Origin of the sequence: Pseudoxanthomonas sp. CF385 (assembly GCF_900104255.1) — a bacterium.
Lineage (GTDB): Bacteria > Pseudomonadota > Gammaproteobacteria > Xanthomonadales > Xanthomonadaceae > Pseudoxanthomonas_A.
The window spans coordinates 1,671,740-1,683,765 of the sequence record NZ_FNKZ01000001.1 but is presented as its reverse complement, the minus strand read 5'-3'; the positions used below and the strand labels follow the sequence as shown (position 1 = coordinate 1,683,765).

Below are 12,026 nucleotides of genomic sequence, written 5' to 3'. Positions count from 1 at the left end.
GCAACGTGGGCGCCGTGCTTCAGATCCGCTTGAACACCAGCGTCCCGTTGGTACCGCCGAAACCGAAGCCGTTCGACACGGCGACGTCGATCTTCTTCTCCCGCGCCGTGTGCGGCACGTAGTCGAGATCGCAGCCTTCGCCCGGCTCGTCCAGGTTGATGGTCGGCGGGATGATCCCGTGGTGGATGGCCAGCACGGAGAAGATGGCTTCCGCACCGCCCGCCGCACCCAGCAGGTGCCCGGTCATCGACTTGGTCGAGCTGACCATGATCTTGTACGCGTGATCGCCCAGCGCGCGCTTCATCGCCAGCGTTTCGGCCAGATCGCCCAGCGGCGTGGACGTGCCGTGCGCGTTGAGGTACTCGACCTGGTCGGCGTTCAGCCCCGCGTCCTTCAGCGCGGACAGCATGCAGCGCGACGGACCCTCGCCGTTCTCGCTCGGAGCGGTCATGTGGTACGCGTCCTGGGACGCGCCGAAACCCGCCAGCTCGCAGTAGATGCGCGCGCCACGTGCCTTGGCGTGTTCGTATTCCTCCAGCACCAGGATGCCGGCACCGTCGCCCAGCACGAAGCCGTCGCGGTCCTTGTCCCACGGCCGCGAGGCCCGGGCCGGGTCGTCGTTGCGGGTGGACATGGCCTTCATCGCGCAGAAGCCGCCCACCGACGTCGGCGACGAGCCGCGCTCGGCACCGCCGGCGACCATCACGTCGGCGTCGCCGTACTGGATGGTGCGCATGGCGATGCCGATCGAGTGGTTCGAGGTGGCGCAGGCGGAGACCGCCGAATAGCCCGGACCCTTCAGCCCCTTCATGATGCTCAGATGGCCCGGCAGCATGTTGATGATGGTGCTGGGAATGTAGAACGGGGAAATCTTGCGCGGGCCGCCTTCGTGCAGCTTCACCGCGGTTTCCTCGATGCCGAGGATGCCGCCGATGCCCGCGCCGATGATCGCGCCGATGCGCTCGGCATTGGCCTCGGTCACTTCCAGGCCGGCATCCTCCATCGCCATCAGCGATGCGGCCAGCCCGTAGTGGATGAACGAGTCCATCTTCTTCACGTCCTTCGGCGAAACGAAGGCCGTGGGATCGAATCCGCGGATCTCGCCCGCGATCTTCGTGGTGTAGCCCTCGGTGTCGAAGCTGGTGATCGGGCCCAGGCCCGAGCGCCCGTTGACGATGCCGTCCCAGCTGGTGGCCATGTCATTGCCCAGGGGGGACACCAGGCCCATGCCGGTGATGACGACGCGACGACGCTGGCTCATATCGGATTCCTCATGAATCTTGGCGGCCGCGCCCTACGCAGGCGCATGGGGGCCGGATACGCGCGGGGCCGCATTCGCGGCCCCGACACGGTTTACTGCAAACGCGGGACTTACGCCTTGACGTGCGCCTTGACGTAGTCGATGGCCTGCTGCACCGAAGTGATCTTCTCGGCTTCCTCGTCGGGAATCTCGCACTCGAACTCTTCTTCCAGCGCCATCACCAGTTCAACGGTGTCCAGCGAGTCGGCGCCCAGGTCATCGACGAACGATGCGCTATTGGTGACTTCTTCTTCCTTCACGCCGAGTTGTTCGACGACGATTTTCTTGACGCGTTCTTCGATGCTGCTCATGGATTCGCTCCAGACGGAGATTGGGTGACTTGTTGGACTCTGCCGACGCTGCGCGAGGGCAAACCGGGGGATAGTGTAGTGGAAACCGGGGGCGTGGGGCAGCTTGCTGCAACCGCCACCGAATCAATCACTTACAGCTATTTTTTGCTACGGCATGTACATGCCGCCGTTGACGTGCAGGGTTTCGCCGGTGATGTAGCTGGCCGAAGGGCCGGCCAGGAACGCCACCGCGTTGGCGATATCGGCCGGTTCGCCCAGGCGGCCCAGGGCGATCTGCTCGCCGAGCGCCTTCTTGGTTTCTTCCGGCAGGTCCTTGGTCATGTCGGTGGCGATGAAGCCCGGCGCGACCACGTTCACGGTGACGCCACGGCTGCCGATTTCCTTCGCCAGCGACTTGGAGAACGCGATGATGCCGGCCTTGGCCGCGGCGTAATTCGCCTGGCCCGCGTTGCCGGTCACGCCGATCACCGAGGCGATGTTGATGATGCGCCCCTTGCGCGCCTTCATCATGCCGCGCATCACCGCCTTGGACGTGCGGTAGACGCTGGTCAGGTTGGTGTCGAGGATGGCTTGCCAGTCCTCATCCTTCATCCGCATCAGCAGGTTGTCGCGGGTGATGCCGGCATTGTTGACGAGGATCGAGATGCCGCCGAATTCCTTGGTGATCGCGTCCACCAGCGCGTCCACGGCGCCCGCGTCGGTCACGTTGAGCTCGCGGCCGTGGCCGCCTGCGCCCGCGAGACGCTCGCCGATGGCCTGCGCGCCCGATGCGCTGGTCGCGGTACCGATGACGGTCGCGCCCTGCGCCGCGAGCGCGTCCGCGATGGCGGCGCCGATGCCGCGGCTGGCGCCGGTGACCAGCGCGATTTCACCCTGCAGGGGCTTGCTCATGATGGATGTCCTCGGGACGGGTCCGCGCGATCGCGGCGGACAGGATAAGGGAACGGCGACAGAGGCGTATCAGGCGTGCCAGTCGGCCAAGGCGGCCTGGAAGTCGCCGACGCCACCGATGGCGCGCGCATCCAGGCCCTTGTCGATGCGCTTGACCAGGCCGGCGAGCACCTTGCCCGGGCCGCACTCGGCGATGCGCGTGGCGCCGCCCGCTGCCAGCACCTGCACGCATTCTGTCCAGCGCACCGGCAGGTACAGCTGGCGCACCAGCGCGTCGCGGATCGCATCCACGCCGTCATGCGCCTTCGCATCGACGTTCTGCACCACCGGCAACGAAGGCACGTGCCAGGACAGGCCCGCCATCACTTCGGCCAGGCGGTTGGCGGCTTCGCGCATCAGCGGCGTGTGCGAGGGAACGCTGACGGCCAGCTTCACGACCTTGCGGATACCGCGCTCGGTGAGCAGCGCGATGGCGCGCTCGACCGCATCGCTGTCGCCGCCGATCACGATCTGGCCGGGCGAGTTGTAATTCGCCGGCACGACGACCTTGCTGTCGGACGCGAGCGTGCAGACTTCGGCGACCAGCGCATCTTCGGCGCCCAGCACCGCGGCCATCGCACCGACGCCGGCCGGCGCCGCATCCTGCATCAGCTGGCCACGCAGGCGCACCAGGTGGGCACCGTCCTTCAGCGAAAGCGCGCCGGCAGCGACCAGCGCCGTGTATTCGCCCAGGCTGTGGCCGGCGAACTGCGCCGGCTGCGCACCGCCCTGCTGCTGCCAGGCGCGCCACACGGCGATGCCGCCGGCCAGCAACGTCGGCTGCGTGTACTCGGTACGGTTGAGCATTTCCTCGGGGCCGCCCTGCGACAACGCCCACAGGTCCACGCCGGCGCCTTCGGAGGCTTCGGCGAACGTCTCGCGCACGATCGGGTGCAGCTCGGAGAGTTCGGCCAGCATGCCGAGCGACTGCGAGCCCTGGCCCGGGAAGACGAAAGCGAGTTGCGTGGAGGCCACTCGGATACCCTGCGCGAAAAATCAGGCGGCGATGATACGGGCGAACCCGCCGGATTGTCTGTACCGGGGCGTATGCGCGCACGGATGCGACATCGCGCCGCATGCTGCCGACGAAGGCCGCGCACGTGGAATACGCATCGCCAGAAACGCGAAAGGCGACGCTGTGCAGCGTCGCCTTTCGTCTTGCGGAAGCGTGCGGCCGTGGCTCAGTAGCGCAGCAGCACGGAGCCCCAGGTGAAGCCGCCGCCGAACGCTTCCAGCAGCAACAGCTGGCCGCGCTCGACGCGACCGGAACGGACGGCCGTGTCCAGCGCCAGCGGCACCGAACCGGACGAGGTGTTGCCGTGCTTGTCGACGGTCACGATGACCTGGTCCATCGACATGTCCAGGCGCTTGGCCGTGGCTTCGATGATGCGCAGGTTGGCTTGGTGCGGGATCAGCCAGTCCAGGTCGTGCTTGTCCAGGCCGTTGGCGTCGAGCGTCTCGTCGACCACGCTGTCGAGCGCCTTCACCGCGTACTTGAAGACGTCGTTGCCCTTCATGTGGATGCGGATGCCGTTGTTCGGCTCATCCTTGTTGAAGCCGGCCGACACGCCGACCGGATTCCACAGCAGTTCCTTCTTGCTGCCATCGGCATGCAGGTGGGTGCTGAGGATGCCGGTTTCGCTGTCAGCCTTGAGCACGGCAGCGCCGGCGCCATCGCCGAACAGCACGCAGGTGGTGCGCTCGGTCCAGTCGACGATGCGACTCAGCGTTTCGGTGCCGATCACCAGCGCGGTCTTCGCGTCGCCGCAGCGGATGAACTTCTCCGCCACGCTCAGCGCGTAGATGAAGCCCGAGCACGCGGCATTGACGTCCATCGCGGCGCAGCCGGTCGCGCCGAGGCGCGCCTGGATCAGGCAGGCGGTGGACGGGAAGATGAGGTCGGGCGTGGTGGTGCCGACGACGATCAGGTCGATCTCGGAAGCGTCCACGCCGGCGGCTTCGAGCGCGCGCAAGGCGGCCTGGTAACCCAGGTCGCCCGCGGTCTCGCCTTCGGCGGCGATGTGGCGTTCGCGGATGCCGGTACGGGACTGGATCCACTCATCGCTGGTGTCGACCAACTTCGACAGGTCTTCGTTGGTCAGCACTTTCTCGGGCAAATAGCTGCCCGTTCCGGCGATGCGCGCGTAAATGCGCCCCTTGTTGCCCGGCTCGCTCATGCACGCTCCCATTGCCGGCCCGCCAGCGGGCCCAGGTTGTCATCGATCATGCGGAAGGCGCGCCCTGCCATCGGCGGGCGCGCTGCATGGATCAATCTTCCTCGACCGCCGAGGTCTTGGTGGCGATGACCTTCTTGCCGCGGTAGTAACCGTCGGCGGTCACGTGGTGGCGCAGGTGCGTCTCGCCCGTGGTCGGGTCGGTGGACAGCTGCTTGGCGGTCAGCGCGTCGTGCGAACGACGCTGGCCACGACGGGACGGGGTGACGCGGGATTTCTGCACAGCCATGGGATTGCTCCAGCTCTCGTATCTGTTGGTGAACCTTGCGGTTCGTGTTGCCAGACCGCCGTAGCGGCTAGTTCTTCTTCAGCGAGGCCAGCGCCGCGAACGGACTGACCTTCGCCACCTCTTCTTCGTCCGCCGCCCATTCGCGTTCCACCGCGTCGGACGCCGGGTCCACCGCCACCACCGGCACGGCGAGGACCAGTTCGTCCTCCACCAGGTCGGCGGGGCGCAGCATGCCGTCTTCCGGCACCAGCAGCGCTTCGTAGTCGGGCGGCAGCGCGGCTTCTTCCTCTTCGCTGCGTACCAGACCCAACCGTTGCTTCAGCGTCACCGGCAGCATGAAACGCTGCAGGCTGCGCTGGCACACCAACGGCAGGCCGGCCTCGATCTGCAGCTCCAGGTACGGGACCCGCAACGCATCGTGGTCGAACTCCACCGTGTAGCGCACTTCGCCTTCGGTATCGGCCAGAAGGCCTCGCAGGCGCGTCATGGCGGACAACGGCAGGCGGCCTTCGAAGCTGCGCCGGTTCGCGACCATGCGCCACGCATCCAGCAGCTCGGGCGTATTCGCGGACATAAGCCGCTGAATGTTAAGGATCAAACCCTGAACTGTCAAACCACCCCGTGGGACGAGGATGCTTGCCGCCGGCCCACCTGCCGGTCAGACTCCCCCGCCCCGTCCCCTGCCGATCCCCGCCTCCATGCCCCTGCTGCTCGCCTCCACGTCCCGCTACCGCCGTGAGCTGCTGGAGCGCCTGCGCCTGCCGTTCCATATTGCCCGCCCCGAGGTGGACGAAACGCCGCTGGACGGGGAAGCCGTGCCGGCCATGGCGGCCCGCCTGGCCCAGGCCAAGGCCGCCGCGATCGCCACCCAGCACCCCGGGGCCTGGGTCCTGGGCGCCGACCAGGCGGCCGAGCTGGACGGCGCCCCGCTCGGCAAGCCCGGACACCGCGACGCCGCCATCGCCCAATTATCGGCCATGGCCGGCCGCCAGGTGCGGTTCCATACGGCCGTGGCGCTGGTCCGGGACGATGAGACCCTGGCCGCGCACGACATCACGACGGTCCGCTTCCGCTCCCTGGACGCCGCCGAGATCGAGCGCTACGTGGATGCCGAGCAACCCTTCGATTGCGCTGGCAGCTTCAAGTCCGAAGGGCTCGGCATCGCCCTGTTCGACGCCATCGAATCGACCGATCCCACCGCCCTGGTCGGCCTCCCGCTGATCGCGGTGTGCCGGATGCTGCGCGACGCCGGATTCGACCTGCCCTGAGCCCGCCGGTCAGCGCAGGACGACCGGCCGTTCGGCCCAGGTCTCCACGCTGCCATCGCCACCGGTCACCCGCAGGCCCAGCCAATGGCGTCCAGCCGGCAACGCGGTGGCGTCGACCTCAGCCTTGAACTGCACCCGGGGCATGCGCGGGTCGCGCGACGCGTGCTTCAGGAAGCCACGCAGCCACTCGTTCGGCCCAGCGCCCTCCGCCACCGCGACCACGCGCCCGTCGAGGGTGATCTCCACCTTCGCGACGCCCACGACGTCCTTCACGGCCCAGCCGCCCACGCTGAAACGGCGTTCCACGGCGGCGCCTGCAGCGGGTACGTCGACGTTCGCCACCACCGGGGTGATGCACGCGCCTTCGCCGCGCGTGGCGGGCAATGCGAACAGCAGGAACCGGCGCGCGCCGCGATCGATGTTGACGACCCGTGCAGGCGGCAATGCGCCGACGACGCCACACAGCTGTTGGTAGTGTGCGAGCAGCGCGCTGAACTTCACGTCGGTCGCGCCGACGACCAGCAGCGTAGGCGCACTGCGCTGACCCGTGTCGTGCAATCCCCACACCTGCAGCTGCGGCGCGCGGCCGTGCTTCCTGTTCAACGGATGGTCCAGCACGCGGATGTCCGGATCCCCGAGCGCGAAACCCAGTTCGGCCCCTGTCTTGAAGCTGTCAGCCAGCAGCACGGTGTCGGCAGGCATCCGCGTCCGCGCCGTCCGCACGTCGGCCGCGAGCGTGTCCCAGCCGGTGAAGTTCTCGGGGTAGTACTTGCTGCCGGCAAGATGGGTGCGCACGCCCGGCATCGAAACGGCGACGTAGTAACCCAGCATCAGCACCGCGCCGGTCGCGGCCAGTAGCCAAGTGGCGCGGCGAAGTGGTCTCGGCCACTCCCTGAGCAGGAGCGGCGCGATGGCCAGCAAGGCAAGATAGCCCGGCAGCGTCCAGTGGAAGCTCACGCGTTCGTTGTCGGCGAAGAAGCCGAGCACGAAGAAGCCGAACGTCGAGATCGCGCCCAGCAGGGCGAAGTAGCGCCATGCGGATCCGCGGCCGTCATCGCCACGCAGCCCGCGCACGCAAAGCGCCAGGAATGCCCAGAACAGCAGCGGCGTCGCCATCGCCGCCTGCACCAGCAGGAACCGTGCGCCGTCGGCATGGAAACGCCACGGATGCCGATCCAGCAACTGGAAGCGCAGGCCCGCATCGGCGTGCTCCAGGTTCCACCCGAGCAGCGGCACCCAGGCGAGCGCGCCGACGGCGAGCGCACCCCACACGCGCGCATCGCGCAGCGCCCGTCTGCCTTCGGGCAACCACAGCAACGCGACCAGGCCGACGCCGATCACGCCGACGAAGCGGTAATGGCTGAGCGCGCCCATGGCCAGGCCCACGGCGAGTTCGGTCGCCGCCCGCCCATCCACACCTCGCAGCAAGCGCGCGCCTGCGTCTGCACAGAGCACGGCCGCCACCGCCATCGGCACGTCAGGCAGGGCCAGCACACCGAGGGTGCCCGCCAGCGGCATCAGGGTGGTCAACGTCGCGGCCTGCCAGCCTGTCGTCGCATCAAAGGCACGCGCCGCGCAGCGCGCGACCAGCCAAGGCAACGCCGCCGCCAGGAGCAGGAACGGAGCGCGTACGGCCAGCACATGATGGCCACCCAGCTCGACGCCCAGGCGCGTCAACCATGCGGTGAGCCCGGGCAGATCCGAGTAGGCCGCCGCGAGGTGCTGTCCTTCCTGCCAGTAGAACGCCTCGTCGACGAACAAGGGAAGCCGCGAGGCGATCGCGATCTTGACCACCGTCACGGTTGCCCACACCGTGAGGAACCATCGCCGCGCGCGTTGTTGTTCGTCCATCTCGCTACACTTCCCGGAACCCACGATCGGAACCGAGAGCGCGATGTCCGCCATTCCCAGCACCCGCCCTATGCTATCCGAAGGTCTGGCCGATGCCCTTAAGCGGGCACAGGCCCAGGTCAACTCGCTCGTGCTGGGCAAGGCGCATGAAGTGCGCCTGGCGTTCGTCGCCCTCCTGTCCGACGGCCACCTGCTGATCGAGGATCTGCCGGGCCTGGGCAAGACCACCCTGGCGCACGCCCTGGCGGCCACGCTAGGCCTCACTTTCCAGCGCGTGCAGTTCACCTCGGACCTGCTGCCGGCCGACGTACTGGGCGTCTCGGTGTACGACGCGCAGGCCCGCGCCTTCACGTTCCATCCCGGTCCTGTCTTCACCAACGTGCTGCTGGCCGATGAAATCAACCGCGCGCCACCGCGCACCCAGAGCGCGTTGCTGGAGGCGATGGCCGAATACCAGGTCACGCTGGACGGTGTGACCCATGCATTGCCCCAACCGTTCTTCGTCATCGCGACGCAGAACCCCGTCGATCTCTCCGGCACGTATCCGCTGCCCGATTCGCAGCTCGACCGCTTCCTGCTGCGTCTGGCGCTGGGCTATCCCAGCGCGGAGTCCGAGCGCGCCCTGCTGGCCGGCACCGACCGGCGCATGCTGATCGCACAGGCGATGCCGCTGCTGTCTTCGGACGAGGTGATGGCGCTGCGGCAGGCCGTCGGCCAGGTGCATGCCGGCGACGCGCTGATCGACTACGTGCAGGCGCTGCTCACGCGCAGCCGCCAGCACCCGGGCGTACGCGTCGGCCTGTCGCCGCGCGCCGGCATCGCGCTGCTGCGCGCGGCGAAGGCCTATGCCCTGCTGCTCGGTCGCCATCATGTGCTGCCCGACGACGTGCAGGCGCTGTTCGCTGCCGTGGCCACCCACCGGCTGGTGCCCGAAGCCGAAGCCGCCTCGGCCACCACGTTGGCCAAAGCCATCCTGCACGCGGTTCCGGTCGACTGAGGATGGCGGGCTTGCGCGCATCGCTGGCACGACGGCTGGCCCTGCTCGCGCGGCCACGCGCCGCGGAGGTGCTGCCGGTCCAGCTGGACCGACGGCGCGTGTACGTGCTGCCGACGGGCTTCGGCCTGTTCTATGCTGTGCTCGTGCTGGCGATGGCGCTCGGTGCGCTGAACTACAACAACAATCCCGCGTTGCTGATGGCGCTGCTGCTGGGTGCGACCGCGATGGCGAGCCTCATCTTTGCGCACCTGCAGCTGTCCGGCCTGCGCATGGACGCGGTGTCGGGCGACCCCGTGCATGCGGGGGAGTCGCTCCTGCTGCACATCGCCCTTTCCGCGCGCGACGGCCGCCCGCGCCGTGGCCTCCGGGTGGATGGCGCCGAAGCCACGGCGTTCGCGCCCACGATGTCCGCGGAAGGGACCGTGGTGGAGCTGGCCCTGCCCACGCAGCGCCGCGGCTGGCATGAGATCGGACGGCTGCGCATATCGACCACGCAGCCCCTCGGCCTGGCGCGCGCTTGGTCGTGGATCTGGCCGCCACCGTTGCTGGTCTATCCCGCGCTCGAGGTCCACGGGCCACCGTTGCCGGAAGGTGGACGCACGGGCCAGCGGGCGAGGCTCGACCCGGCGGGTGACGATGTCCACCACCTGCGCGGCTATCGCGCGGGCGACGCGCCGCGCACGATCGCGTGGAAGCCTTCCGCACGACGCGACATGCTGTTGGTGCGCGAATACGAGCAACCGGTGGGCGTCGAAGTCAGGCTGGACTGGGACATGCTGGGCACCCTCGCGCATGAGGATCGCATCCGCCGCCTCGCGCATTGGGTGGAACTCGGCGAACGCGAGGGGCGACGCTATCGGCTCGCCCTGCCCGGCCAACCGCCGCTGGGGCCGGCGAACGGCACCCTGCACCGCCACCTCTGCCTGCGCGCCCTCGCGCTGATGCCGCATGCCGATCCCCGCGCCTGACGCCCCCCTCCCCGACCGCACCAGCCGCTTGTGGACGCTGGGCAGCGCGGCGCTGTGCCTGCTGCCCCTGCTGCTCCAGTTGCCGTTGTCACTGGCGCTTGCACTCGGTGCCGTCGGTGTCGTGCTCGGCGCTGCGTCCTGGTGGCGCCCCTTGCCGGCCTGGCTCCGCGTTCTGCTGGCGCTGGCGATGCTGGCGGCGGTGCTCTACGTCACCGGCCTGCGCTTCGGACGCGATACCGGCTGCGCGTTGCTGGCGGCGATGCTCGCCCTCAAGCCCACCGAAACGCAGGGGCTGCGCGACAATCGCAGCCTGCTCGGTTTCGCCTTCTTCGCGCCGTTCGCCGCCTTCCTGCTCGACCAGGGGCCGTTGACGATGACGCTGGGCTTGTTCGGCCTGTGCGCCGGCCTGATCGCGCTGCAGCGGCTGGCCGATGTGGAGACGTTCAGCACGGCCGACGCACCCAACGCATGGCCCCGTCTGGTCCTCGTCGGACGGCTCGTGCTGTTGGGACTGCCGCTGGTGCTGGCGGCGTTCTGGTTGTTCCCTCGTTTCGCGTCACCGCTGTGGGGTGTGCCAGAACGCGCGCTCGCCAAACCCGGTCTGAGCGATGACATGTCGCCCGGTGGATGGCTCGACCTGATGGCCGATGAGGATCCTGCGCTGCGCGCGCAGTTCTTTGGCGCGACGCCCGCCCCGGAGCAGATGTATTGGCGCGGGCCGGTGTTGTGGAACTACGACGGTCGCACCTGGACGCAGGCGCCATGGCTGCGTGGACTGCCGCCCGCGCGAGCTACGCGTGGCGGCACGCAATGGGACTATCAGCTCGAGGTCGAGCCGACGGACAGGCGCCAGTTGGTGGCGCTGGACCTACCTTCGGCCGCCCCCGAAGGTGCTCATCTGGCCAACGACTATTCGATGACGGTGCGTACGCCGCTAAACGCACTCACGCGCTGGCGCATGCAATCCGTGGCGCCGGATCGTCTCGAATCCCCCTTGCCGGCGCTACTGCGCCAGCAGGCCCTCCTGTTACCGGCGGACTTCAATCCGCGCACACGGCGACTGGCTTTGCAGTGGCGGCAGGAAGCCGGCGGCAACGACAGTGCGATCGTGCAGCGAGCACTTGCCTGGATCCGCGCGGAGTTCGCGTACACGCTCGAAACCCCGTTGCCCGGCAGGGACGCCGTGGACGAATTCCTGTTCGATCAGCAGCAGGGCTACTGCGAGCACTTCAGCTCGTCCTTCGTCTTCCTGATGCGGGCCGCTGGCGTGCCTGCGCGCGTGGTGACCGGGTACACGGGCGGCGTCTACAACCGGCTGGGCGGCTACTGGGTGATCCGGCAGATGGACGCCCATGCCTGGGCCGAAGTCTGGCTGCCGGAACGCGGCTGGGTACGCGTCGATCCGACCGCAGCCGTGGCGCCGGAACGCATCTACGACACCCTGGACGACCAGTTGGGCGATGGGGTGGGCGCAGGCCGCCTCACGCTCGAGGGCTTCGGCAGCGTCAGCGACTGGATGCGCCGCGGCTGGAACGATCTGGTGCTGGGCTTCGATGCGCGCCGACAGACGCAGCTGCTCGAACGCCTGGGCGCGAACGGACTCGGCGGCGCCGGGCTGGGCATCCTGTTCGGCATCGCGGCGCTCGGCACGCTGGGCTGGATGGGCTGGTGGTTGGCCCGGGCCGAACGCGAACGCGATCCGCTGCTGCGCGCCTGGCACCGCCTGGGACGCCGGTACGCGCGCCTGGGGCTCGGCCGGGAGCCCCATGAGACCGCCACGGACTGGGCACGAAGGGTCGCCGCGCGGCGTCCGCAGGCCTCGAACGTACTGTTTTCGCTCAGCCGGCGTTTCGCCGCGGCGCGCTACGCTCCGGATGAGGGGGATCACCGCGCACTGATCGAAGACCTGCGCCGGCACCGCCCGTGACCTACTGGAGA

At 68.7% G+C, this 12,026-nt stretch carries 12 protein-coding genes; 4 read left to right on the top strand and 8 right to left on the bottom strand.

What is annotated here, in order from left to right; all coding sequences use genetic code 11:
* Positions 1-19: 19 nt before the first annotated feature.
* The 7 genes from fabF to BLT45_RS07765 form a co-directional block, all read right to left on the bottom strand.
* Positions 20-1,261 (bottom strand): beta-ketoacyl-ACP synthase II, encoded by a 1,242-nt coding sequence (gene fabF / locus BLT45_RS07795; RefSeq protein ID WP_093297111.1) that lies wholly within the window; start codon positions 1,259-1,261, stop codon positions 20-22.
* Positions 1,262-1,371: 110 nt separating this feature from the next.
* On the bottom strand, positions 1,372-1,611 hold the full coding sequence (acpP, locus tag BLT45_RS07790) for an acyl carrier protein (protein WP_093297108.1): 240 nt from the start codon (positions 1,609-1,611) through the stop codon (positions 1,372-1,374).
* Between the two features lie 147 nt (positions 1,612-1,758).
* Positions 1,759-2,502 (bottom strand): 3-oxoacyl-ACP reductase FabG, encoded by a 744-nt coding sequence (fabG, locus tag BLT45_RS07785; protein ID WP_093297106.1) that lies wholly within the window; start codon positions 2,500-2,502, stop codon positions 1,759-1,761.
* A gap of 69 nt (positions 2,503-2,571) precedes the next feature.
* Entirely contained in the window at positions 2,572-3,516 is a 945-nt protein-coding gene (fabD, locus tag BLT45_RS07780; protein WP_093297103.1) for an ACP S-malonyltransferase, read from the bottom strand.
* A gap of 206 nt (positions 3,517-3,722) precedes the next feature.
* Complete coding sequence (locus BLT45_RS07775; RefSeq protein WP_093297100.1) at positions 3,723-4,718, bottom strand: beta-ketoacyl-ACP synthase III; 996 nt, start codon at positions 4,716-4,718, stop codon at positions 3,723-3,725.
* 91 nt (positions 4,719-4,809) lie between these two features.
* Positions 4,810-5,004 (bottom strand): 50S ribosomal protein L32, encoded by a 195-nt coding sequence (gene rpmF, locus BLT45_RS07770; RefSeq protein WP_056880637.1) that lies wholly within the window; start codon positions 5,002-5,004, stop codon positions 4,810-4,812.
* A gap of 67 nt (positions 5,005-5,071) precedes the next feature.
* A complete protein-coding gene (locus tag BLT45_RS07765; protein WP_093297097.1) occupies positions 5,072-5,578 on the bottom strand; it encodes a YceD family protein in 507 nt (168 codons plus the stop codon).
* Between the two features lie 124 nt (positions 5,579-5,702).
* Here BLT45_RS07765 and BLT45_RS07760 point away from each other — a divergent pair, with 124 nt between their 5' ends.
* Entirely contained in the window at positions 5,703-6,272 is a 570-nt protein-coding gene (locus BLT45_RS07760; protein ID WP_093297094.1) for a Maf family protein, read from the top strand.
* Positions 6,273-6,281: 9 nt separating this feature from the next.
* Here the strand turns inward: BLT45_RS07760 and BLT45_RS07755 are convergent, their stop codons facing one another.
* The gene (locus BLT45_RS07755) at positions 6,282-8,123 is read right to left on the bottom strand and encodes an ArnT family glycosyltransferase (RefSeq protein ID WP_093298709.1); all 1,842 of its coding nucleotides are present in this window, start codon (positions 8,121-8,123) and stop codon (positions 6,282-6,284) included.
* A 70-nt stretch (positions 8,124-8,193) separates the two neighbouring features.
* Between BLT45_RS07755 and BLT45_RS07750 the strand changes: the two genes are divergently transcribed.
* The 3 genes from BLT45_RS07750 to BLT45_RS07740 are packed head-to-tail and all read left to right on the top strand — an operon-like array spanning position 8,194 to position 12,015.
* A complete protein-coding gene (locus BLT45_RS07750) occupies positions 8,194-9,120 on the top strand; it encodes an AAA family ATPase (RefSeq protein ID WP_093297091.1) in 927 nt (308 codons plus the stop codon).
* An 11-nt stretch (positions 9,121-9,131) separates the two neighbouring features.
* Positions 9,132-10,088: a DUF58 domain-containing protein gene (locus BLT45_RS07745; RefSeq protein ID WP_254771806.1), complete on the top strand. Its 957-nt coding sequence runs from the start codon at positions 9,132-9,134 to the stop codon at positions 10,086-10,088.
* Positions 10,069-12,015, top strand: a complete 1,947-nt coding sequence (locus BLT45_RS07740) for a transglutaminase TgpA family protein (RefSeq protein WP_093297084.1) — start codon at positions 10,069-10,071, stop codon at positions 12,013-12,015. Before BLT45_RS07745 ends, BLT45_RS07740 begins: the two co-directional genes overlap by 20 nt.
* The last annotated feature ends 11 nt before the right edge of the window (positions 12,016-12,026 follow it).

Excerpts from the sequence above, each read along its gene's own strand:
- fabF (WP_093297111.1), bottom strand. The coding sequence starts at position 1,261 with ATGAGCCAGCGTCGTCGCGTCGTCATCACCGGCATGGGCCTGGTGTCC.
- acpP (WP_093297108.1), bottom strand. The coding sequence starts at position 1,611 with ATGAGCAGCATCGAAGAACGCGTCAAGAAAATCGTCGTCGAACAACTC.
- fabG (WP_093297106.1), bottom strand. The coding sequence starts at position 2,502 with ATGAGCAAGCCCCTGCAGGGTGAAATCGCGCTGGTCACCGGCGCCAGC.
- BLT45_RS07775 (WP_093297100.1), bottom strand. The coding sequence starts at position 4,718 with ATGAGCGAGCCGGGCAACAAGGGGCGCATTTACGCGCGCATCGCCGGA.
- rpmF (WP_056880637.1), bottom strand. The coding sequence starts at position 5,004 with ATGGCTGTGCAGAAATCCCGCGTCACCCCGTCCCGTCGTGGCCAGCGT.
- BLT45_RS07765 (WP_093297097.1), bottom strand. The coding sequence starts at position 5,578 with ATGTCCGCGAATACGCCCGAGCTGCTGGATGCGTGGCGCATGGTCGCG.
- BLT45_RS07760 (WP_093297094.1), top strand. The coding sequence starts at position 5,703 with ATGCCCCTGCTGCTCGCCTCCACGTCCCGCTACCGCCGTGAGCTGCTG.
- BLT45_RS07755 (WP_093298709.1), bottom strand. The coding sequence starts at position 8,123 with ATGGACGAACAACAACGCGCGCGGCGATGGTTCCTCACGGTGTGGGCA.
- BLT45_RS07750 (WP_093297091.1), top strand. The coding sequence starts at position 8,194 with ATGCTATCCGAAGGTCTGGCCGATGCCCTTAAGCGGGCACAGGCCCAG.
- BLT45_RS07740 (WP_093297084.1), top strand. The coding sequence starts at position 10,069 with ATGCCGATCCCCGCGCCTGACGCCCCCCTCCCCGACCGCACCAGCCGC.